Here is a 23,394-nt window from a genome sequence, read left to right on the forward strand (position 1 = left end):
TATTTGCAAGCCTACTACATGCGCTCCGGCGCGGAAACACCGACAAGACGCAGCACGTTCGCGATTGCCGCGCGAGTCGCACCCAGCAAAGCGAAGCGCGCTTGCGTTTGTGCCGCGTCTTCGGTAATGACGCGATCCGCACGGTAGTAGCTGTGGAACAGAGAAGCCAGCTCGTAAACATAGCGAATCAGGCGATGCGGTGCATATTGCGAAGCAGCTTCAGAGATTTCCTGCGGCAGCTCGCCGATTTTGCGAAGAAGATCAAATTCATGTTCCGTTGTCAGCTGGCTCAGATCCACTTGATCAAGCGGCAAGATCGCGATGCCTTGCTCTTCGGCCTGACGGAAAATGCTGCAAATCCGCGCATGCGCATATTGCACATAGAATACCGGATTCTCGTTGGAAGTCGAGATCGCGAGATCCATATCAAAATCCAGATGGGAGTCCATCGAACGCATAGTGAAGAAGTAACGAATCGCATCGATACCCACTTCCTCGCGCAGATCCTCCATCGTAACGGCTTTACCTGTCCGCTTGGACATCTTGACCTTCTCGCCGTTCTGGAACAAGCTCACCATCTGCGCGATAAGGACCACCAACTTCTGCGGATCGTTGCCCAATGCTTCCATAGCCGCTTTCACGCGCGGAATGTAGCCGTGGTGGTCAGCGCCCCAGATGTTGATCATTTTGTCGAAGCCGCGGCCGAATTTGTCGCGGTGATAAGCGATGTCCGGCGTCAAATAGGTGTACGAGCCGTCATTTTTCACAAGCACGCGATTCTTGTCGTCTCCGTAAGCCATCGTGTTCAGCCACGTAGCGCCGCCTTCTTCGAACACTTGACCGCGCTCGCGAAGCGCTGCCAGCGCTTGCTCGACTTGACCGGATTGGTATAGCGAAGTCTCGCTGAACCAAACGTCGAATTCCACGCGGAAGTCGCCGAGGTCGCGTTTGATCTTATTCAGCTCGCGCTCCAAGCCGTAGTCGCGGAAGAAGGTGAAACGCTCTTCGTCTGACAGCGACAGCAGACGGTCGCCCTCCGAAGCTGCCAGCTCCTTGGCAAAACCGATAATGTCTTCGCCATGGTAGCCGTCCTCCGGCATTGCCGCATCTTGGCCAAGCGCTTGCTTGTAGCGTGCCTCAATGGAAAGCGCAAGGTTCGCAACCTGGTTGCCTGCGTCATTAATGTAGTACTCTCTTGTAACCTTGTATCCTGCAAAATCAAGCACATTACATAGGGCATCGCCAACCGCGGCGCCGCGAGCATGGCCCAAATGCAGACTGCCCGTCGGATTCGCGCTGACGAACTCTACTTGTACGGTTTCTCCCGCTCCGGTATCGATCCGTCCGTAGTCGGCGCCTTGCTCAAGCACTTGACCCACTACCGGATACAAATAGCTGCGGTCCATCCGGAAGTTAATGAAGCCGGGACCGGCAATCTCAGCGCTCTGAATGGAAGCCTTCTTCGTATCCAGGTTCGCAATAATCGCTTCCGCGATTTGACGCGGGTTCTTCTTCGCCAGCTTCGTCAGCTGCATCGCCGCATTGGTTGCGAGGTCGCCATGCGCCTTATCCTTCGGTACTTCCAGAACAAACACCGGAAGTTCTTCGCGGGCCGCCAGCCCTGCCGTTACGACCGCATCCGCGATCGCTTGTTTCACCTGCTCATGCAGCTGTACGATGACATTCGTTTTCATGTAATTCTTCAATCCCCCTGGTTCGCTTATCAATCTGTAAGTTAAAGCATAATCGGTATCGGTACGACGATATGCCTAGGTCAACAACAGCTCTTCCGCCTGCAGCCGAAGCCGGAACTCCCCTGTCGGTTCATCATTTACAAGCAGCGTATAATGCCATTCGATCAACATCGGCAGATCCGGCTTCAACTGTCCATCGCTCGGTCCCGTCTTGGTCAAATCGCCAAACTGAACCCAAAGCAGCTTCGTCTCCGTCTCCAAATGAAAAGCGGCATGCGCCGATTCATAATGACCGGTTCGTTTCGTGCCTGCGACAAACGTCTGCAGCGACTCTACATCACCGCGGCGCGTTACGCTAAGCTCGCCGTCGCGATAGCGGATAATCGTCCGCACGACGCTGTCGCCTTCACCTTCGCTAGCTTCCTCGTATCGGACAAATACGGAGGAGCCTTTTCGAAACCATTCGCCATTAAACGTATTCTGTTCCACTTCCCCGTCGATGTCGCTTCTCAGCGATATCGTTACATTCGCTCTGTCTGTCATGATCACGGTCTCCCGTCGCCTGAAATGCTTATGTCCTCACTATATACAGGAGCACCTCTAATTTCAATGCCTGCACGCAGGGACGCAAGCATCTAGATCTGTTCCGGTGTCCGCAGTCCGAGCAGGGACAGCCCCGAACGCAGCACGCCGGCAACCGCCGCAGTCAGCAGCAGCTTCGCCTCGGTGTCCGCCGGATTCTCCGTCAGAATGCGCTCCTGATGATAGAAACGGTTGAAGCGTTTCGCCGCATCGAGCAGAAAACGCGCCACAACCGCCGGTTCATTCTGACGCAGCGCGCCGGCAATCGCTTCGGGATAAGCGGCCAGCAGCTTCATGCACTCCCACGCCGCAGTCCCTGCGAGATAACGCCCCAGATCGCTTCCGTTCACTGCACCGGACAAGCTGCGCGTTTCGGTTTCGGCTAACGTCAGCTTCCCTTTGGCCAGCAGCTTGAATGCTCTTGCCGCCGTGTATTGCACGTAAGGGCCAGTCTCCCCTTCGAAGCGAAGCGCCTCATCCAGCGAGAAATCCACCTCCAGCATGCGATGATGAAGCAAATCGCCGAACACAATTGCACCAATCCCAACGGCTTCCGCGGTATCCCGCGCATCTTCCAGATCCGGATTCTTCTCGGCAATAATGGCAGCAGCCTTGGATACGGCTTCGTCCAGTACCTCATCCAGGAAGATGACCTGACCTCTGCGCGTGGACATTTTGCGGCCTTCGAATTTCATCAGCCCGAATGCGAGATGGCGGCATTGGTCTGCCACTTCTTCGCCCATGCGCTTCAAGACGGCAAACACTTGTTGAAAATGCAGCTTCTGCTCCGCCCCTACCACATACAGCAGCAAATCCCCGCCCATCTCGTTCTTCCGATAGAGTGCCGTAGCGAGATCGCGCGTCGGATAGATGGTCGTGCCGTCCGACTTCAGAATGAGGCATGGCGGCAATCCTTCCTCTTCCAAACGAACAACCTGCGCGCCGTTGCTTTCCTCCAGCAGCTGCAGCTCTTGCAGGCGCGAGACGACGGCGGTCATTTTATCGTTATAGAAGCTCTCGCCGAGCGTATAGTCGAACTGCACGCCAAGACGCGTATACACGCGGTCGAATTCCTCCATGCTGAACGAGACAAAATAACGCCACAACCGGTGCGCTTCCTCATCGCCGTTCTCCAGCTTCCAGAACCAATGACGCGCTTTGTCCTCCAAAGTCGGATCCTTCTCGGCTTCCTCATGGAACTGGACATACAAACGCAAGCTCTCGCGAATCGGCTCTTCCTTGAGCTTCGCTTCGTCCCCCCAGCGCATATACGCTTCCATCAGCTTGCCGAATTGCGTACCCCAATCACCGATATGGTTGACGGTCACAACCTCATAGCCGGAGCTGCGGTACATCTGAGCAAGCGCGTTGCCGATCATCGTCGAACGCAGATGGCCCACGCCGAAAGGTTTGGCGATATTCGGAGAGGACATATCCATGATGACGCGTTGACCCGTCCCGACCTGCGATTGCCCGAAATCAGCAAGCAGCAGCGGAGCAAGCAGCTTCGGTGCCCACTCTTCCCGAACGAGGAAGAGATTCAGGTACGGACCTTTGGCTTCGGCGCGAATCGTCGGTGACGTTCCGGAATCGGCTCCGGCACCGATCTGCTCCGCGAGCTCTGCGGCAATCGCGGCCGGCGCGCGTTTCAGTTCACGCGACAGCGCAAAGCAAGGAAATGCGACGTCGCCTAGCTCCGGGTTTGGCGGGAGTTCCAGCAGCGCCACGATGTCTTCATAGGTCAGCGATGGTACATGCGGCTGCAGCTGTGCGGCTGCCCATTGCAATAACAGGTTCATCATGTTCATCCTCCCCGATTTGTGGTTAGAAACAAATAAAACCCCCGTCTCTAATAAAGAGACGGAGGTTCATTTCCGCGGTACCACTCTTCTGGTTTTCATTATGGCTGCACGAACAACGAACAACAAACAGCGGCGGCCATGCCGAAAACCTCTCAAGCACGATAACGGGGTGACCGGATTCATCTACTTACAGAGGCGCGCTTCAACAAGCTCCCTGCATGTTCAATGGATCTACTCCCGGGTCCGCTTCCCTTACGCCGCTGCGCCGGCTTTCACCAAGGATGATTCGCTCATCCAGCCCGGCTCGCTGCTAGCACCGATCTGCAAGGTACTGTCCCGTTCATCGTATGTAGCTGTTATTACTGACTGTATTTCCCCTATTATATGCAACCTCGCGAAAAAAGCAAGCCTCTTGCGGAGGTTTGCCTAGGTCTGTTCGAGCGGAATTAAGTGCGGCAGCAAAATGCGCCAAGCTTCGATCCGATCTGCAGTCGTGCGCATCGCAGCCGTCGGAATCGGACTGGTCGACGGCAGCTTGAGCAGCGTTATGCCGCTGAGCTCGGGTAAGCTTTTGAAATACTTCAAGAACGTATCATGAGACTTCGCCCCGTTGCACACAATGCAGCTAATCTCCGGATACTCCGCCAGCAAGCCGGGAATGTCATTGGGACGCTCCTCCCGGATGTTCACATCGAGACTGCCCTCCCGCTGACAGGATTCAATGACATCCCAGAGCGCGATACCGCGAGCCTTGGCAAAAACGAGCCGATCCTCATAATCCTCAGCCGGCGTCAGCCCGAACAAGCCATACACCACCGGCCATAAATGATTGCGCGGATGGGCGTAATATTGGTGCTTCGCGAGCGAAGCCGTTCCCGGCATGCTGCCAAGGACAAGCACCCGCGCACGATCGCCGATCTCCGGCGGAAATGAATGTACTCTCATCACGCAGTCCCTCCCCTCATAACCATAGGAAACCAGAAAGAGACGTTAATTTCAAGCCCCGGCTAGAGCTGAGGCGATGCCGGCGGCGTTCCGGTCAGCCGTTCGATTTTGCGGCATATATCGTGCTGCCACTCCGTATCGCCCGTCATCGAAGCCAGCAGCGAGAGATTGTACAAATTCGCAACTTGTCGGCAAATCATCGCGTTCACCGCCAAGCAATGCTCAAAGTCCGCCAGCTCCTCCGCCGAGAGCTGTCTCTTGCTTCGAACCGTCCACAGCTCCGCGAGCCGCTCGTGAATTGGCAATAAGCTCATAACTTGCTCGCCCCCTTCAATTGTTAGACTACTACTATTCATTATGACCAAAAAATGAAGCCCTAAGCGGCGGGCATGCGGTAGTCCTCTAACCGGAGCTGCTTTATTGTTATTTTATAGCTGATTCCGGCACTCTGAAACTTGACCGCCGAAAAAGAAGAAGCCTGATTTAGGAGACCGAATAGAGCGGCGAAGGCTGTTTAGCAACCAACAAAAAAGGACGGGAGCATCGCTCCCGTCCTTCGCTATTATTTAATAAAGCCAAGCAGCATTTCGCGGATGACTTTCGCCGCGACGATCTGTGTTTGTTCTGTAGGGTCATAAGCCGGCGCTACCTCAACAAGGTCGCAGCCGACAATATTAACGCCGGAACGGGCAATGGCATGAACCGCGTCAATCAATTCCTTCGACGTGATGCCGCCGGCTTCCGCCGTACCTGTTCCCGGTGCTGCCGATGGATCCAGCACGTCGATGTCGATCGTCAGATAGACAGGACGGCCTTCAAGCTCAGGCAATACTTTCTTCAAAGGCTCAAGCACTTCGAACGGGTGGAAATTGATGTTCTCGCGCGCATATTGCCACTCTTCGCGGGAACCGGAACGGATACCGAATTGGTAGACGTTCTTGCCGCCGATAAGGCCGGCTGCTTTGCGAAGCGGTGTGGAGTGGGAAAGCGGTTCGCCTTCGTACGACTCGCGCAGATCCGCATGGGCATCAAAGTGAATGATCGCCATGTCCGGATACTTCTTGTACACCTCTTGGAAAATCGGCCACGACACGAGATGCTCGCCGCCAAGCCCGACAGGCATTTTGCCGTCGTCCAATACGCCGCGAACGAATTCACCGATCACTTCAAGCGAGCGAGCCGCGTTGCCGAAAGGCAGCAGCAAATCGCCGGCGTCGAAATATTCGATATCTTCCAGGCTGCGGTCCAGGTAAGGGCTGTACTCTTCCAGACCGATCGACACCTCGCGAATACGCGGAGGGCCGAAACGAGAGCCTGGGCGGAACGATACGGTAAAGTCCATTGGCATACCGTAAATAACGGCTTTGGACGTGTTATAGTCATCCGAGCTAAGGATAAACACATTGCCGGAGTATTTCTGATCGAGTTTCATAGGTTGTGTCGGTCTCCTCTTACTTCACCAGGTCTTCCACAAATTTCGGCAGAACGAAAGCCGCTTTGTGCAGACGCGGGGAGTAATATTTAGTGTCGATTTCCGGGATGCTGGACTCGTCCACTTCAAGCGGATCGTATTTCTTGCTTCCCATTGTGAACGTCCACAGGCCGCTCGGGTATGTTGGCACGTTAGCCCAGAATACGCGAACGATCGGGAACACTTCTTTCACATCGCGGTTTACGTTCGAGATCAGCTCAGGCGTAAACCAAGGGTTGTCCGTTTGTGCTACGAAGATGCCGTCTTCCTTCAGCGCATCGTAGATACCTTGGTAGAAGCCGCGTGTAAACAGGTTTACCGCTGGGCCAACCGGCTCCGTGGAGTCAACCATTACAACATCGTACTCGTTCTTGTGATCGTGGATATGCATGAAGCCGTCATTCACGATAACTTCTACGCGAGGGTCGTCCAAACCGCAAGCGATTTGGGGAAGGTACTTCTTGGAGTACTCGATAACTTTGCCATCGATATCAACCAGAACAGCCTTCTCTACGTTCGGGTGTTTCAGGATTTCACGGATTACGCCGCCGTCGCCGCCGCCAACAACAAGCACTTTGCGCGGATTCGGGTGCGTGTATAGAACAGGGTGAGCGACCATTTCGTGATAAACCCACTCATCTTTGTCCGTTGTCATAACCATGCCGTCCAGGACAAGCATCGTGCCGAATTCTTCCGTCTCGATCATATCAAGCTGCTGGAATTCCGTTTGCTCGCTGACGTAGGTTTCTTTGACTTTCATCGTAATCCCATAAGTCGGGGTCTGTTTCTCCGTGTACCACAATTCCATTGTTAAATCCCTACTTTCGTTTATGTAGTGGTGCTATTGATCATATGGTCCAATGTATCAATCTGTATTATAAGTTAACGGGGGGAAAAAGCAACCTTTTGCCAGCATCGCACAAAAATTTCATAATCCATAAACCTTCTCGCTGAATAGGGTGTCCCATTGTTTTCCATACTAGTTGGATAAAGCGGACTTTCTTTCGGTTAGGAGACTTGCAGATGAAAAGATGGTTGAAACCCATATTCAGGCAGGGCGGCGTCTTGAAGCGTCGACTGCCTGTTTCTATTCAATTGGAAAAATGGATGCCGCTGCTGAAGCACGTGAAACGGTGGCTGGTTTATTCAGGCGTGGCGTTGCTGCTGCTGTTCATTTGCGCCTTCGGCTTCCTCTACTATTTGCGGGAGCAAGCGCTCCCCGCTTCGGCGATCAGCCAAACGTCGCAAATGCTCGACGCGCAGGGCCATATCATTGACACGTTTCATGCCGGCGAGAACCGCCAATCGGTGCCTTTGAAGCAAATTTCGCCCTATCTTGTAGAGGCTACGCTCGCCATCGAGGATCAGCGTTTCTATGATCACCTCGGCTTCGATATGAAAGGGATGGCCCGTGCGGCGGTCGTTAACGTTGAAAATATGTCGCGCAAGCAAGGAGCCAGCACGCTGACCCAGCAGCTCGCCCGCAACCTGTATTTGACGCATGAGCGGACCTGGTCGCGCAAGCTGAAGGAAGCGATGTATACGATTCAGCTGGAGATGCATTACTCCAAGGATGAGATTTTGGCGATGTATTTGAACCAAATTTATTACGGCCACGGTGCCTACGGCGCGGAAGCTGCAGCCGAGTTGTATTATGGAAAACACGCGTCGGAGCTCACTTTAGCTGAGAGTGCGATGCTGGCGGGCATTCCGAAAGGCCCCAAATACTACTCCCCTTATATGGATATGAAAAATGCCAAGGACAGGCAGCGCACCATCCTCCAAACGATGGTGGATCAAGGAATTCTGCTGCAGCCCGACGCTGAAGCGGCAGGCGCTGAGCTGCTTCGGTTCGTGCCGCTCGGAACGAGCAAGCAGGCCGGAACCGCGCCCTATTTCCGCGATTATGTGCGCTATATGGCGGTCGATAAGCTTGGCATCGATGAGCGGACGATGAGCGAAGGCGGTATTCGCATCTATACGACGCTGGATCCCGATGCGCAGCGCGCGGCGGAAGAGGCCGTCGCAGCCGGAATCCCGGCGGATTCCGAGCAGCAGGCCGCGCTCGTCTCCGTCGATCCGCGTACCGGCTACATCAAGGCGATGGTCGGCGGCCGCGATTATAGGACCAACCAGTATAATCGCGTTTTTGCCAAGACGCGGCAGCCGGGGTCGTCTTTTAAGCCGATTCTGTATTTAACTGCCCTGCAGGAAGGGGTATTGACGCCGGTATCGCAGTTTAAGAGTACGCCGACGATCTTCACTTATGATGAAGGCCGCAAGACGTATTCGCCGAGCAACTACAACAGCAAGTACGTTGGCGATTTCATTAATATGCGTCAGGCCATCGCGAGCTCCGATAACATTTATGCGGTCAATTCGATCATGACCGTCGGACCGGAGAAGGTCATCGCCATGGCTCGGAAGCTGGGCATCGAGAGCCCGATGAAGCCGGTGCCTTCCTTAGCGCTCGGCACCTTCCCGGTCAGTCCTTTCGAGATGGCATCGGCATTCAGCGCATTTGCTAATGGCGGTGTACGCATGGAGCCAACGGCGATCTTGCGCATTGAGGATGCCAAGGGCGAGGTGCTGTACGAAGCACAGCCCGCTTCCTCCACCGTAGTCGATGCCGCGCATGCGTATGTGCTTACCAGCTTGATGGAGAGCGTGTTCGAAACCGGCGGAACCGGCAACCGCGTCTCGGCGATGATCAAGCGCCCGGTCGCCGGCAAAACCGGCACGACCGCAACGGACGCTTGGCTGGTCGGCTATACGCCGGAGCTGGCTACGGCGGTCTGGGTCGGCTACGACAAGGGCCGCAAGCTGACGCCCGTGGAAGCGCGCCGTGCCGCGCCGATCTTCGCCTCCTACACGGAAGCGGCGCTGTCCGCCATTCCGCCGAAGATCTTCCCGCTGCCCGACGGCGTCGTATCCGTCTACATCGATCCGCAGAGCGGCAAACTCGCCGGGAAGTCCTGCCCGGACCGGCGGCTCGAATCCTTCGTCAGCGGCACCGAGCCGGTTGAGGTCTGCGGCGTGCATGGCGAAGGCGATGCCTCGGGCACGCAAGACAGCGGCGCGCAAGCCGAGCAAACGCGCCACTGGTGGAAGCAGCTCAAGCGCTGGTGGTCGAACTAGCGTTTGAGCAGCGGCGATAAGGCGCTAGTCGCGGCGGAATTTGCCGCGGGCTAGTCGCGGTGGGGGCTAGCCGCGGGAGAGCTTGCAAGTGGGGTAGTCCACGGGCTAGCCGCGGTGGGAAAGGGTTGCTTTGCCATCCGAGTTCTCGGATTGGCAAGCGACCCTTTTTGTGCTGTCAGGCGATTGGGAGCGCATCTTGCGGGATTCGCTCACTTGTAGCTCTTCTAGTGTGCTTCTTTGCACGAAATCATACATTTTGCTGGAATGTAGATCTCCTCATGTGCTTCATGAGATCAAAAACCTTCTATTAGTACGTATGTAGCTCTCCACGCACGCCTCTTACTCCAACTCCACACTAAGAGCGGTAACCAGTACCTTTCATGAGCTTAATTCGCCGATTTGCGCTCAATGAACGGTAATAGGTTCCTCTCTATCAGCTAAATTGCTTTGTTTTGTCCAAAGTACGGTACCTGTTACCTCTTACGTAAATAAACACCTCTAATAGTTAGTTACTCAAGAGCTCACTTCGACGCATCCCCACCATTGTGTTGCCCTGAGAGCTACTCTTTCGCTCAATTCGGCACTTCCCCACCAAAGTGTTACTCTGGAAGATACTCTCCTGCTCATTTCGGCGCTTCCTCACCCATGTGTTGCTCCAGGAGCTACTCTTTTACTCATTTTGGCGTCCCCCACCATTGTGTTGCTCTGGAAGCTACTCTTCTGCTCTTTTCGGCGCTTACTCACCCATGTGTTGCTCTAGGAGCTACTCTTTTACTCATTTTGGCGTTCCCCCACCATTGTATTGCTCTGGAAGCTACTCTTTTGCTCGTTTCGGCACTTCCCCACCAAAGTGTTGCTCTGCAAGCCACTCTTCTGCTCTTTTCGGCGCTTCCTCACCAATATGTTGCCCTGAGAGCTACTCTTCTGCTCATTTCTTGCGCTCCCCTACCAATGTGTTGTTCTGAGAGCTACTCTTTCGCTCAATTCGACGCTCCTCCACCAATGTGTTGCTCTAGAAGCTACTCTTCTGCCCATTTCGAGGCTCTCCCACCATTATGGCGCTCTAGCAGCCACTCACGCTTTTCCCTCAGCATTTCGTTAACCTCCCGACGGGTGAATAGCTTGCTGCTGGGAATTGACACTCATTTTGACGATTGGATAAGATAACTGTGTAAGTGTATGGAAGATTGTGTAATAGTCTATGTCTAGCTTCCCAACTATGGAGAGGATGTGTTCGCTGTTGTCAGGACTACTCGGCAATAAAGTCATTACGCAAATCGGCATACTCGTCAACGATATCGACAAAGTGAGTCAAGCTTATGCGGATTTTTTCGGGATCGAAAAGCCGCAGGCGATCATCACCGATACGGTGGATAAGGCGCAAACGGAGTTTAACGGCGCTTCCACTGTGGCGCGGGCTAAGCTTGCTTTTATTGATATGGGCTCCTTACAGCTTGAATTGATTGAACCGGACGAACATCCGAGCACGTGGCGAAATTATTTGGACGAGCATGGGGAAGGGCCGCATCATATCGCTTTTGAAATCGAAGGCATGAAAGAGAAGATCATGCTGCTGGAGGGGAAAGGGTTCCCGCTTCAGCAGAAGGGCGAATATACAGGCGGGCGGTACGCTTATATCGATACCATCCCGGCATTGAAGGTGCTCGTCGAGCTGCTTGAAAACGATAAATAGGAGTGATCAGCGAGCATGAATATCCTACTAACCGGCGCAAGCCGCGGACTTGGCTTAGCGATTGCCGCCGAGGCACTTGAGCGCAGGCATAACGTGATTGCCGGGGTTCGCGATGTGAGCGGCGACAAACTTGCGACACTTCGCGCAACGTATGGGGACCGGCTCACAATAGCCGAGCTCGATGTTGCCAGCGAAGAGAGCATTGCTGGGCTCGCTTCCGCCTTGAAGCGGGAAGGCCGAACGCTTGGCGCGATCGTCAACAATGCAGCCATCCTCAATGCCCGCAACACGCAAATCGAAGAGCTCGATATGAACGACGTCGTGCAAGCGTTCGAGGTTAACTTGTACGGGCCTATGCGGGTCGTGAAGCATTTTTTGCCTCTGCTTACGGAACCAAATGGCGCGCTCCTCAATATCTCATCCGAAGCAGGCAGCATTACGAACGCCTATCCCGGCGACTATCCCTACAGCATTTCGAAGACGGCGCTCAATATGTTCTCGCAGCAGCTTCACCGCTATGTAAACAAACGCCAAATTCAGGTGCTCAGCATTCACCCCGGCTGGATGAAGACGGATATGGGCGGCGAGAACGCCCCGACTGACCCGCATGCCAGCGCCCGCGGCATCGTAGACCTGTTGGAGCGCCGTATCGACCTGGAAGAACTTCGGTTTCAATTCGTGGATTACAGCGGCAAGGAAATGCCGATCTAACAGGACCGGACCGAGTCTGATCGCCTACGCCCATACAAGCAAACCAGCACAAAAAAAGCCTCTGCAACTTCGGCAACTTGCCGCCTGCAGAGGCTTTTTCCTATGTTTCCGGCTGAAGCGCTGCCCCTTCGGGCAATGCGGCATCGGCCGTCCGTTCATCCCCGCTCCACAGCTCCTGAAAGGTCGCGCTGATGCGCAGCAGCTCCTCCGCTGTCCCTTCTGCTTCGATGCGGCCATCCTTCATGACGATGATATGATCGGCATGCGTCAATGCCGCTCTGCGATGCGAAACGACCAAGCAGGTAGCGTCGCCCCTGCTCTGGAACAGGCGCTCCCACAGCTTCTGCTCGGTCTCGACGTCGAGCGCGCTCGATACGTCGTCGAACACATAGAGCTGTGCATCGCGCACGAGCATGCGCGCAGCTGCCGTCCGCTGCATCTGACCGCCGGAGAGCTTTACCCCACGCGGCCCGATCATCGTCTCCAGTCCGTTCTGCAAATGGTCGAGGTCATACTCCATCACGGCCGTATGAATCGCCTGCTGCAAGTCATCCCCTCGCTCCTGCTGACCGAGCAAAATATTGTTGCGCAGCGTATCGCTGTACATCCGCGGAATTTGCGCCGAGTACGCGCTGTTCGCCGGCGTGAAGAAGGTACCCGGATCAGCAACGGTCTTCCCATTCCACGCGATCATGCCTTCATCCTTAGGCAGCAGCCCAAGCAAGGTGCGGATAAGCGTCGTCTTCCCGGAACCGATCGCGCCGGTTACAACGGTGAACGACCCGCCCTCCAGCTTAAGCCGAATATCCTCGATTCCTCTCCCCGTCTCCGGAAACCGGTAGGTTAATCCTTCGACTTCCAAGGCACGCAGCGGTTCCACATCCGACGAACCTGTTGCCACCGCCCCCGCAGCAGCCGCTGCGTTCTCCTTCGCGGCGCTGCCTTTGCGAAGGCGCAGCCCTTCCTTCAATATGAGCACGCCGGCAGGCGCGCCTTGAAGCAGACCTTTCAGCCGATCCAGCGCGACACCCATCTGCTTGAAATACGTAATGAACTTGCCCACATTCGTAATAATCGAGGTTACGAACGTCAAATAGTAGACAAACAACGAGAAATCACCGACGGTGAACGAGCCTCCGCGGAGCTTCTGGCCCGCGAGCAAGAGAATGAGGCCGATGCCAAGGTTCACGGAATTCGTAAAGATGGAGTCCAGTACCTCTCCCATCAGCTTATCCTTCAGCATCGTTTGGCGTCTCGTATCATTAAACTTGCGGAACCGCTCGATGACACGTTCTTCTGCACCGGCAATCTGAATGGCCTGGACATTGCCGAACATTTCGCTTATCGCTCCCGTCACACGAGAGGTCGCTTCGCGACTGGCCGCGCGATACTTCTGCAATCTGGAGGTCGCCAGCTGCGCAACGGCAACAACGAGAACGAGCGGCACGAATACAAGCAAGGTCATCTGAGCGTCGATCCCAATCAAAATATAACTGGAGACCAAAGCAAAGCAGGTCATGCCGAACACATCGACCGACCAGCTGGCCGCTTCCTCGGACTGTTCCACGTCATCGCGGAAATAGCTGATCGCTTCTCCCGGCGAGCACGGAATCGCTCGTGCACCGGGCTGCTTCAGCACATGCTTCAGCATGTTACGGCGCAGCATCATCCCCATGCGGAAGCGGAAATTCACGTCGGTGATGAACCCGACAATAATCAGAACAACACGGGCGAGCGCCGCAGTAAGAAGCAGCGCGATAATGCCCCAAGTCCCCATCTGCAGGGAAGCGTCGCCCGTGAGCGAATCGAAGAATTCCTTCGTGATAAGCCCCGGAATAATAGGCACCATGTAAATAACCGTCCAAGCGGTCGCATTGATGACATAACGCCATGTCCGGTATGTGATGAGCCCCATTAGAAATTGAAAAGTCGTCATACGAGCACCTCCTCAAGACCGGTTGCCAGCATGGCACTGAAACGCGATGTCGGATCCGATGCGAGCGCTGTTCTGCTGCCTGTTTCCACGACACGGCCGTTCTCAAGAATCAGGATGCTGTCGGCCCGCTGCACGGTAGCCAATCGATGCGCAATGATAATACAGGAACGGTTCGCAAGCAGCGTGCTGATGGCCTGTTCAATGCGCTGCTCCGTCATCGGATCCAGCCGTGACGAAGCTTCGTCCATAATGACTAGGCCCGGGTTGGTCAGAAAGACGCGGGCAAAAGCCAATAGCTGCGCCTCCCCGGCAGAGAGACTCCCGCCGCCGGAAGCGAGCCGGGTGTCCAGCCCTTCCGGCATCGCCTCATACCAGCTTGTTAATCCAAGCTGATGCAAGACGGCAATGATTCGCTCATCCGGAATAGCGTCATCATAGAAGGTGAGATTATCCCGAATGGTGCCCTCCATAATTTCGATCGTCTGCGTAACCATCGCAACGCGATTGCGGAGCTGACTGAGCTTCAACTTGCGAATATCCGTCCCGCCCAGGGACACGCTCCCTTCCTGCGGATCATAGAACCGCAGCAGCAGCCTGGCCAGCGTCGACTTTCCGCTCCCTGTCCGGCCGAGCAGGCCGAGCACTTCGCCGGGCTTCAAGTCCAAAACCAAGCGATCCAGCGTAGGCTCGCCCGTACCATCTTCGTAGCTGAAAGTAACCTCATCGAACTTCACACCAAGCGCGCCCGAAGGGAGTGTCGCACCTGGCCCGTCTACAATAGAAGAGCGCGTCTCGAACAAAGCCCGAATACGCGATATGCTGGCGTCCGCTTTCTGCAAGTCCTCCATTTGGGTGCGGATCTTCTCAATCGGCTTCGTAAGCAGCTCCGTGTAATAGAAAATCAAATACACCGTACCGATCGATATAGAGCCAGCCTTCCACAGATAGGCACTGATCGCGAAGGCCATCGCATTCCCTAATGCAAAAACAACGATGGTCGTGCTCCACATCGCGCCAAAGCCCAGAAAAGCCTTCACGCGAAGCGGCAGCATCCGCTGCAGCATGCCGTAGAAGCGATTCATCACGAACCCGGAGGCCCCATTGGCCCGGATATCCTCCGTCCCTTCCAGCTGTTCGCCGATGAAGCCGTACAGATCCGCGTTCGCTTGCCGCCAATCCTTCCACAGCGGTGCAGCCAGCTTCCTTATGCGCTGGATGACCAGAATCGCCGCAATCACGAATACCGTCATACCTGCGCCGATTAACCAGCTCTCCCGAAACAGCAGGATTAAGATGCCCACCATCAGCAAGAAATTGCCGACTAAGTTTATGATCATGCTGGAGAAGAAATTCGCCAGCGCATTCACGTCCCCGTCTACCCGTTCAATAATAGCGCCTGACGTATGCGACTTATGAAACGGCATATCCAGCGACAGACAGTGCGCCGCCAAGTCGCCGCGGAGCACGTTCGTTGTTTTCCAACCGATGTTTTCACTGAAGTATGTAGCTATGACCGATACCGCCCCTTGCGCAAGGGAAAACCCGATGAACAGACAGGCAGCGATAAGTAGCGGCTTCAAACTGCCTTCCGATTGTGCGGTATCAATAAAGAAGCGAATGATTTGCGGGTTGATCAGCTGTAAGCCAATCGATAGGAACAGCAGGAAGGCAAGACCGATTAGCGTCCGCTTCTGCGGAAGCAGATAGCGCCGGAGCAGCTCCGAATAATGATTGCGCGATACGCGCGGTAAATTCATGCCAGTTCCTCCTAATTTTAGAACAAATGTTCTGTCATTCGACTATACCATAATTAGGATGCTCTTCGAAACAACAGAATAATAAAAAGCCGCTTCACCTTTCTCCACATAAGAGAGTCGGCAAAACGGCTTCATTTACAGCAAAAGTGCTTGTTATACGTTACGCATTACACGTTCAGTGCTTCCTTCAACTTATCCGGCGAGCGGTCCCACCACTCCTGATTGTTGGTGACGAGCAGCTTCTTGAGCGCCGCTTTCTCTTCCGTTCCAAGCTCATCGAGCACGAAACGGCGTTTGATCGCGTAATCCAAGTTGTTGACGTGCTGGGCAAGGATCTTCCAACCTCTGCGTGCTTCCGTGTCGACCAACATTGGGCAAGCAGTAGCCCCTGCATAGAACGAACCTTCTTCATTGCGGTCAACGGCAACCCAGACGATCCAGCACAGACGGCCGTTAGGCACATCTTCCTTGTTCGTGCTGAATTTGATCCCCTTCTCGATCTTGCTCTTCGCATGCATCGCGCCTACATCAATATAAGCCTCGCCGTTATCGATCATGACGCAGGATACGCTGCTCAGGTCAATCGTCCCCGCACCAAAGCCTTTATGTTCCTTATTGCTCACCACGTTCAAAGAGAGAGACTTCTTCTCTTTCTTCTCCACGGGCTGTTGATCTTTCTCTTGATCACTCATCTTACGCTTCAACTCCCATCTCCAAAACACTGCGATTCCACGTCCGGCGCGGTTTTGGCGCCTGTCCGCACATTAATTCCATTTTAGCTAATAATCTCGGAAAAGCAAACATATACATGCTTTAGATGCTTGTCAACGGGAGGGAATCTTTCAATGAATCCACGTAACGCCAAACGTTTTCTACTCTTTGCCCTCGTCGCCGTGATTCTGGGCTTAACGGCAAGGCAAGGGTTCGGAGATGCCTGGGTTTCGCAATATACATACGCCTCCGCTCCTGCCAAGAAAGACACGGCGCCGAAGCCTGCTGCTCCGTCCACTGCTCCGGAGCCCGATATTGTGATGCAGCCAAAGCCGGTGTCGCTCAGCAAACGGGTCACGGAGTACCACATCGATGTGAAACTTCAGGAGGATACGCATATGTTGATCGGGGAGCAGTCTGTCACATGGACAAACCCCGGCAGGCAGCAGGTATCCGAGATGTATTTCCATCTGTATCCGAATGCCTTCCGCTCCAAAGACACTACCTTCATGAGAGAATCCGGCGGTCAGCTCCGCAACGATAAAGCGACTGCGGACAGCATCGGCTACATGAACCTGCTCTCCCTGGAGACGACCGAAGGCTACAGCCTTCTCCCGCGTCTGCATTTCGTGCAGCCCGATGACAGCAATCCGAATGATTTAACGCTGGCCAAGCTGCGGCTGCCCCAGGCTGTCGCACCGGGCAAGAGCGTCACGCTTCGCATGAAATTCGAGGTCAAGCTCCCTGAGGTGTTCGCGAGGATGGGCTATTCCGGCAACTTCATTATGGCTGGCCAATGGTTTCCGAAGCTGTGCGTGTATGAGACAGCGGGCACACGGGGACGGGCGGCCGAAGGCTGGAACATCCATCAGTATCACGGCAACTCGGAATTTTACAGCGACTTCGGCATCTACAGCGTGAAGATCAACGTTCCGGACAGCTATAAGGTAGCGGCTACCGGCTTCCAAACCAAACCTTCCATCGTATCTAACGGACGCAAAACCTACCAGTACTACGCCGATGACGTGCATGATTTTGGCTGGTCGGCCTCACCGGATTTCGTTTATGCGGAGGAACCATTCTCCACGGACGGCGTTCCGGGCGTTCGAATCAAGCTCTACTTGGATCCGCTGCACGCCAAGTTCAAGGACCGCTATATGCACGCAGCCAAATCCGCGCTCGCCAAATATGCGCAATGGTACGGCGCTTACCCCTATACCACGCTCTCCGTCGTGGTTCCGCCAAAAGGCGGCAACGGCGCAGGCGGAATGGAGTACCCGACACTGATTACCGCATTCGCCGCAGAGAATGAGAATCCCGGCTACGATCTGGAGCGAACGGTCGTCCACGAGATCGGCCATCAATATTGGTACGGCATGGTTGCCTCCAATGAATTCGAAGAGGCATGGCTCGATGAAGGCTTCACCTCCTATGCCGAGGACAAAGTGATGGAGAGCGAATACGGCGTGGAGCCGAATTTGCCGGTCGAAGCAAGCTACATGACGGACCCGGCCCCGCTGAAGCAGCTGTCCTGGTCCTATCACAGCAACAACCACTATGCGGAAAATGTGTACATGCGCGCGAAACTGGTGCTCTTCGGCATCGAGAAGCAGGTCGGAGCCCAGACGATGCGCAAGATTATGCGGACATATTTTCAAAAATATAAATTCAAGCATCCTTCCACCGCCGACTTCCAGCGCGTCGTGGAAACCGTAACGAAAACCAAGTGGAACGATTACTTCAGCCATTTCGTGTACGGGAATGCCATGTCCGATTACTCGGTCGCTTCCATTCATGTACGGCCGGTGAAGCAAGGCAATGAGACGCAGTATGAATCGGTCGTACTCATTAAGAAGACAGGCGGCAGCTCCGGGCCGGTGTCGGTCGTGTTCCATTTTGCCGACGGTACGCTGATGCCTAAAGTGTGGGATGGCCAAGAAACCCACATTCAATATAAAATCGTGCACCCTTCCAAGCTGCTGTGGGCCGCCGTCGATCCGCACAACGACAACGTGCTCGACAACAAACATATCAATAACTTTATGAAGGCCGAGCTCGCGGAGAAATCGCGCACGCGCTGGAGTGTCGGCGTCTCCAAGCTCATTGAGAGCATATTTGCTTCCATCGCATGGTGATGAGTCCCACACTACTATTTCCAGGAGGTGATGATAAATGAGAACGCATCTGAAGCAAGGCTGGCGACTGACCGTTAAGCACTTCTACATTATCATTATGCTGTTTCTATACGAGCTGATCTGGGGCTTCTTCCTCTATCGAACCATTGAAGGCATTACCGTACCGCTGCTAAAAAGGTTCCCGGACAGCATTGGCAGCAGCGGCACGGCCGTTCAGCTCTTCATGACGGAGGCGCAGTTCCAGCTCATCAAGACCGATCTAATCCGTCCCTATCTCTGGCTTTTCTGCGGGCTGCTGGCCGGGCGCATCGTGATCACCCCTTTCCTCAATGCAGGGCTGTTCCACTCCCTCCACCATGTGACGGATGATGCCGGCACGAAATTTCTAAAAGGCATTCGAGCGGCTTGGAAGCCGGTAGCGCTGCTCTACTTAATCGAGACGACGCTCACCCTTCTGCCGGCCATCTGGCTGTTGCCGCGGGCGTTAACGAAACTGCTGGGAAGCAGCTCCCTGCTGGAGTTTGCGCAGCAAGCCGGACCGTGGGCGGGCGCTTGGCTCGCCTGGGCGGTTCTGATCCACCTGCTCTTCCTCTCCATGCAGTTCGGAGCAGTCGCCGGAACCGGCGCCTTCAGGTCCTTATGGACGTGCATCGCGAACTTCCTGCCTTTCGCGGGCATCTCCATTCTGATGTGGGCCATCGGAGCCGTACTCAGCATGACAATTGCCTCCGTATCGCTGCTTTGGGCGGGCCTGCTGGCGCTTATCCTGCATCAAGGCTACCAGTTAATTCGAACGATCATGAAGGTGTGGACGGTAGCCGCCCAGTATGATGCCTGGCAGTCGAAACAAGTCTAATCCATGCGGGGAGGCCGCCCACCATGTCATGTTGATGACAGTGGGTCGGCCTCCTTTTCCACTAATTAATGGCATATAAAAGACAAACCCCTCGACAGAGCGGGTTTTTTTGACATGTGTTTGTGTTCAAGATGAGACATGCTTTGCACGGTGGGCCGTGGCGTGAGCGACCCCCTGAAATGGCTGAAACCAGCGGCCGCTATACGAAAATGAGAGGCAAAAGGTTGCATTCTAATAATTTTAATTTGTGAACAAGTTGTGAACTAGGAAGGAGAAGGAAGAAAATGATCGAATAATTATGCCTAGAAATGAAAATTTTGCCGAATTCCCATCACGGGAAACGGGGGAACCATCTTGGGTGAATTGATCCCGACATCCGCACAGCAAGACGCGGAATGCCAGAGGTGATCATAGGGAGCCTTCAACCGAACCCCACAGCTAACCTCGTAGGCACTGGAAGGAGTTTCCCGCTTTGAAAAAGGTTTCTGCACTTTTGATCGGACTGGCGATGCTTCTACTTTTTCAAACAGGAAGCGTTTTCGCGCAATCCAAAATGGATGGGGTCATCTCAGATCTGATCGGTACACCTTACGTGTACACCGGCACGACCACGAAAGGGTTTGACTGCTCCGGATTCACCATGTACGTGTTTGATAAACTCGGCGTGGATATCCCGCATGCATCCCGTTCGCAAGCACAGCTCGGCAAGAAAATCGCGAAAGCGGATTTGATTCCCGGCGACCTCGTATTCTTTAATACGACTGGCAAAGGAATCTCGCATGTTGGCATCTATGTTGGAGAAGGCAAGTTTGCACACTCCTCCAGCAGCAAAGGCGTTACCATCAGCGCGCTAAGCGATTCCTATTACTCCAAACGGTACGTTACAGCACGCCGTGTGATGAGCCCGAGCACGTATGAGAAATACGCGGACGAGCCTTCTGACGTAGCAGATGGCGGCGACGACGAGTAAGATTGACCTGCACCGTCTTTAGGTGCCTGTGTGAGCACAAAAGAAGCCGCAGCTGTTCGTCCTTCGGGACAAGCATCTGCGGCTTCTTTTGTTTCGCTATGGGGCGTATTCGGGATTACCGCCTTAAATAGCGCACCCACCAGAATGTTCGGCCCACCTGGACATCGAGCTTGCTGCCGAGCGGCGCAAACAGATCATGCAGCTCGATCGGCGTCGCGCAGCCCTCGCTCCGGCGGTCGGCCATGACGACGATCGCTCCTGAGGCAAGCCGCTCATGCCAGGCCTCGAGGAAGGATTGACGCTCCCCCGCCGGCAGCTCCCCTAGGCAGAAACAAGCAAGCCCCGCATCGAACGTATCGGCTACTGCCTTCAGCTCCTCTTGACGAACCGTCTTCGTCACCGGCGTCATCAAGCGCGGCGTTCTTGGCCCCGTCACCCGCAGCACGCGACGACCCGCCAGCGTATCGGTAAAACCTACCTCAAGCTTCTTCCACTCCGCCCGCCGATTCTCTAAGCTGTCCCGCCATCCTGCCATCCCGGATTCCTCCCGTATGGATTCTTTTTTTAAAGTTTATGTAACGAAGCTTAACAAATGACCGATTTTTAGCAGGATCGGACGGCGAGGCCTGTCTAAAGAGGAATCGATTGACTCATGATGAATAGTAGGATGATAGATGCGGGGATGGGCGTTGGTGTTGCGGCGGCGTGACGGTGGGGACAGGCGGCGTTGTGGAGTCTGTGCGAAGGAAAGGGCAAAGGCGCTGGCTCGACGGCTGCGTGCCGAGGAAAGGGAAAAGCGTCGGTGTGACGGCTGGTGCGGGGAAGGTCGAGGATGTCGCAGACGCGGCGGCCGGTGCCGAGTAGGTGGAGAAAGTCGCAGACGCGACGGCTGTGCCGGGAAGGTCGAGGATGTCGCATATGCGGTGGCTGTGCCGGGAAGGTCGAGGATCTCGCAGACGCGGTGGCCGGTGCCGTAGGTCGAGGATGTCGCAGACGCGGCGGCCGGTGCCGTAGGTCGTTTTATTGCGGTGGGGCTGCTGTTCGCCTGGCCGGCGCTTCGGGCTGGGGTCAGCGGCAGCGGCCTTCCGTGTTAATGCAGTGGTTGCACGCTAACGAATCGTAGAGGTCTTATTTTAGCGAAAACCGCTACTTTTCAACTCTAACGAATCCTAGCGGTCTTATTTAGGTGAATTGGGCTGGAAAAGAGCAGTTTCCGGCCAAATAAGACCTGTAGGATTCGTTAGATTTTTATATCGTGTTTATTGGCCGAAATAAGGCCTGTAGGATTCGTTAGAATTTTTTAGCGAGTAAGTTTGCTGAAAAAAGGGCTCTGAGGTGCGCTTTACCGTAAAAAGTAGCTGTCGACGTCCTCTGGAGATGGAATTGTACGTTCTGAGTTTTTCATAGCTAAGGAGGTTTCGCCATGTCACTCTCTTCTCCCGCGCTCGCGGGATTTCATAAGACGCTGGCCGGCTGGTTTGGGCAAACGTTCGGTGAGCCTACCCCTGTCCAGCTCGAAGCATGGGCCGCCATCGTGGAAGGCCGTCATACACTGATTGCTGCGCCAACCGGCTCAGGCAAAACGCTGGCGGCATTGCTGCCATGCTTGAATCGGCTTGCTCAACGCAAGCTGGCTGCTGCCGCACGGGGTAAAGCTTTGTCATCCGGCGTGCGCGTGCTGTACATTACGCCGCTAAAAGCGCTCAACAATGATATTCAGCACCATTTGGTCGGGTTTATGGAGGACATTGAGCGGTTTGAAAGTAGCGAAGGCGATGACGCCTCTGAGGCATGGCCGGGCCTCCGCTCGGCGGTGCGGACCGGCGATACGCCTTCCAGTGAACGCGCACGCATGGCGAGGCGCCCCCCCGACGTGCTCGTGACGACGCCGGAGTCGCTCTACCTGCTGCTCACCTCGGACAAAGGCCGCAGCATGCTCGGAACGGTGGAGACTGTCATCGTCGACGAGATTCACAGCCTTGCCGGCGACAAGCGCGGCGCGCATTTGTCGCTCTCGCTGGAGCGGTTGTCCGCGCTCGCGGCACAACCTGTGCAGCGGATCGGCGTGTCTGCGACGCAGAAGCCGCTGTCGCGGGTCGCGCGATTTCTTGGCGGCTGGGAGCCGCAGGCAGGCGCGGGCGATCGCGGGGCTGCAGCGCGAGATGGTGCGGCACTGCTCGGTGAGCTGAGCGCTGGCGACGGCCAGGCTGCGGCGCGTGACGGCGCGGCTCCGCTCGGCGAGCTTGGCGTGAGCGCGGGCGACGGCGCGGTTGCGGCGCGAGATGGTGCGGCCTTGCTCGGTGAGCTGAGCGCGGGCGACGGCCAGGCTGCAGCGCGAGACAGCGCGGCACTGCTCGGCAAGCTTGGCGTGAGCGCGGGCGACGGCCGGGCTGCGGCGCGTGACGGCGCGGCTCCGCTCGGCGAGCTTGGCGCGGACGCGCTCTTCTCGGGGCGGCTTGGCGAGACCGAGCTGGTGCATCCGCTAGGGTATACGCAGCGCCGGGTGGTCATCGTCGAGAGCGCGATGACCAAGTCCATCGAGGTCCGGGTGACGATGCCGGACCTCAGCCGCCCTGCCCGCACGCGCGATGGCGTCTGGCAGCCCATCATCGAACGGATGATGGCGCTGATGGAAGGCGCACGCTCCGTGCTGTTGTTCGTGAACAGCCGCCGCATGTGTGAGCGGCTCGTGCTGCGGCTCAACGAGCACGCGGGCTATGAACTGGCGCGCGCCCATCACGGCAGCCTCTCGCGCGAGCGGCGGCTTGAGGTCGAGCGCATGCTCAAGGCCGGCGAGCTGCGCTGCCTTGTCGCCACCTCCTCGCTCGAGCTCGGCATTGACGTGGGCCATGTCGACCTCGTGATTCAGGTCGACTCGCCCAAAGCGGCAGCCGCCGGCATTCAGCGGATCGGCCGCGCCGGTCACGCCGTCGGCGATGTGAGCCGCGGCTTCATCATCGCGCGATCGCGCAGCGAGCTGCCGGAGGCGGCAG

The 23,394-nt window shown here is 55.6% G+C and carries 18 protein-coding genes, 1 pseudogene, 1 riboswitch and 1 other annotated feature; of the genes and pseudogenes, 8 read left to right on the plus strand and 11 right to left on the minus strand.

What is annotated here, in order from left to right:
* Positions 1-14 precede the first annotated feature (14 nt).
* The 7 genes from argS (BM412_RS28525) to speE form a co-directional block, all read right to left on the minus strand.
* Positions 15-1,694, minus strand: a complete 1,680-nt coding sequence (gene argS / locus BM412_RS28525; protein ID WP_091225107.1) for an arginine--tRNA ligase — start codon at positions 1,692-1,694, stop codon at positions 15-17.
* Positions 1,695-1,769: 75 nt separating this feature from the next.
* Positions 1,770-2,237 (minus strand): YwiB family protein, encoded by a 468-nt coding sequence (locus BM412_RS28530; protein WP_091225108.1) that lies wholly within the window; start codon positions 2,235-2,237, stop codon positions 1,770-1,772.
* Positions 2,238-2,329: 92 nt separating this feature from the next.
* Positions 2,330-4,069 (minus strand): arginine--tRNA ligase, encoded by a 1,740-nt coding sequence (gene argS / locus BM412_RS28535; protein ID WP_371264874.1) that lies wholly within the window; start codon positions 4,067-4,069, stop codon positions 2,330-2,332.
* A 60-nt stretch (positions 4,070-4,129) separates the two neighbouring features.
* Positions 4,130-4,431, minus strand: a binding site (T-box leader).
* A 73-nt stretch (positions 4,432-4,504) separates the two neighbouring features.
* Positions 4,505-5,023: a DNA-deoxyinosine glycosylase gene (locus tag BM412_RS28540; RefSeq protein WP_091225110.1), complete on the minus strand. Its 519-nt coding sequence runs from the start codon at positions 5,021-5,023 to the stop codon at positions 4,505-4,507.
* A 62-nt stretch (positions 5,024-5,085) separates the two neighbouring features.
* Positions 5,086-5,337, minus strand: coding sequence for a DUF7667 family protein (locus tag BM412_RS28545; protein ID WP_090985995.1), 252 nt, complete (start codon positions 5,335-5,337; stop codon positions 5,086-5,088).
* A gap of 248 nt (positions 5,338-5,585) precedes the next feature.
* On the minus strand, positions 5,586-6,455 hold the full coding sequence (gene speB, locus BM412_RS28550; protein WP_091225111.1) for an agmatinase: 870 nt from the start codon (positions 6,453-6,455) through the stop codon (positions 5,586-5,588).
* Positions 6,456-6,474: 19 nt separating this feature from the next.
* Positions 6,475-7,302 carry a polyamine aminopropyltransferase gene (gene speE, locus BM412_RS28555; protein ID WP_091225112.1) on the minus strand — a complete coding sequence of 276 codons (828 nt, stop codon included), beginning with the start codon at positions 7,300-7,302 and terminating at the stop codon, positions 6,475-6,477.
* Between the two features lie 299 nt (positions 7,303-7,601).
* Here speE and BM412_RS28560 point away from each other — a divergent pair, with 299 nt between their 5' ends.
* The 3 genes from BM412_RS28560 to BM412_RS28570 all read left to right on the plus strand — a co-directional run bounded on the left by BM412_RS28560 (position 7,602) and on the right by BM412_RS28570 (position 12,036).
* Positions 7,602-9,632 carry a transglycosylase domain-containing protein gene (locus tag BM412_RS28560; protein ID WP_091225290.1) on the plus strand — a complete coding sequence of 677 codons (2,031 nt, stop codon included), beginning with the start codon at positions 7,602-7,604 and terminating at the stop codon, positions 9,630-9,632.
* Positions 9,633-10,869: 1,237 nt separating this feature from the next.
* On the plus strand, positions 10,870-11,325 hold the full coding sequence (locus BM412_RS28565; protein WP_091225291.1) for a VOC family protein: 456 nt from the start codon (positions 10,870-10,872) through the stop codon (positions 11,323-11,325).
* A 15-nt stretch (positions 11,326-11,340) separates the two neighbouring features.
* The gene (locus BM412_RS28570; RefSeq protein ID WP_091225113.1) at positions 11,341-12,036 is read left to right on the plus strand and encodes an SDR family oxidoreductase; all 696 of its coding nucleotides are present in this window, start codon (positions 11,341-11,343) and stop codon (positions 12,034-12,036) included.
* Between the two features lie 100 nt (positions 12,037-12,136).
* On the opposite strand, the gene BM412_RS28575 is transcribed toward BM412_RS28570, so the two are convergent.
* From BM412_RS28575 to BM412_RS28585, 3 genes are all read right to left on the minus strand, one after another.
* On the minus strand, positions 12,137-13,972 hold the full coding sequence (locus BM412_RS28575; protein ID WP_091225114.1) for an ABC transporter transmembrane domain-containing protein: 1,836 nt from the start codon (positions 13,970-13,972) through the stop codon (positions 12,137-12,139).
* On the minus strand, positions 13,969-15,729 hold the full coding sequence (locus BM412_RS28580; RefSeq protein WP_091225115.1) for an ABC transporter ATP-binding protein: 1,761 nt from the start codon (positions 15,727-15,729) through the stop codon (positions 13,969-13,971). Before BM412_RS28580 ends, BM412_RS28575 begins: the two co-directional genes overlap by 4 nt.
* A 167-nt stretch (positions 15,730-15,896) precedes the next feature.
* Positions 15,897-16,421, minus strand: a complete 525-nt coding sequence (locus tag BM412_RS28585) for a YwhD family protein (RefSeq protein ID WP_091225116.1) — start codon at positions 16,419-16,421, stop codon at positions 15,897-15,899.
* Positions 16,422-16,574: 153 nt separating this feature from the next.
* Here BM412_RS28585 and BM412_RS28590 point away from each other — a divergent pair, with 153 nt between their 5' ends.
* From BM412_RS28590 to BM412_RS28600, 3 genes are all read left to right on the plus strand, one after another.
* Positions 16,575-18,575, plus strand: a complete 2,001-nt coding sequence (locus BM412_RS28590; protein ID WP_091225117.1) for a M1 family aminopeptidase — start codon at positions 16,575-16,577, stop codon at positions 18,573-18,575.
* Positions 18,576-18,612: 37 nt separating this feature from the next.
* Positions 18,613-19,431 (plus strand): hypothetical protein, encoded by an 819-nt coding sequence (locus BM412_RS28595; RefSeq protein ID WP_091225118.1) that lies wholly within the window; start codon positions 18,613-18,615, stop codon positions 19,429-19,431.
* Between the two features lie 308 nt (positions 19,432-19,739).
* Positions 19,740-19,899: riboswitch (cyclic di-AMP (ydaO/yuaA leader) on the plus strand.
* Positions 19,900-19,903: 4 nt separating this feature from the next.
* Positions 19,904-20,401 carry a C40 family peptidase gene (locus BM412_RS28600; protein ID WP_256256640.1) on the plus strand — a complete coding sequence of 166 codons (498 nt, stop codon included), beginning with the start codon at positions 19,904-19,906 and terminating at the stop codon, positions 20,399-20,401.
* A 115-nt stretch (positions 20,402-20,516) separates the two neighbouring features.
* On the opposite strand, the gene BM412_RS28605 is transcribed toward BM412_RS28600, so the two are convergent.
* Positions 20,517-20,936 (minus strand): hypothetical protein, encoded by a 420-nt coding sequence (locus BM412_RS28605; protein WP_091225119.1) that lies wholly within the window; start codon positions 20,934-20,936, stop codon positions 20,517-20,519.
* 170 nt (positions 20,937-21,106) lie between these two features.
* Here BM412_RS28605 and BM412_RS32280 point away from each other — a divergent pair, with 170 nt between their 5' ends.
* Both BM412_RS32280 and BM412_RS32960 read left to right on the plus strand, forming a co-directional pair.
* Positions 21,107-21,265 carry a hypothetical protein gene (locus BM412_RS32280; protein ID WP_177246140.1) on the plus strand — a complete coding sequence of 53 codons (159 nt, stop codon included), beginning with the start codon at positions 21,107-21,109 and terminating at the stop codon, positions 21,263-21,265.
* 559 nt (positions 21,266-21,824) lie between these two features.
* A pseudogene (locus tag BM412_RS32960) lies at positions 21,825-23,267 on the plus strand (DEAD/DEAH box helicase); the annotation flags it as partial.
* Positions 23,268-23,394 lie beyond the last annotated feature (127 nt).

Source organism: Paenibacillus sp. BC26, from assembly GCF_900116125.1.
GTDB classification, from domain to species: Bacteria; Bacillota; Bacilli; order Paenibacillales; family Paenibacillaceae; genus Paenibacillus_Z; species Paenibacillus_Z lignilyticus.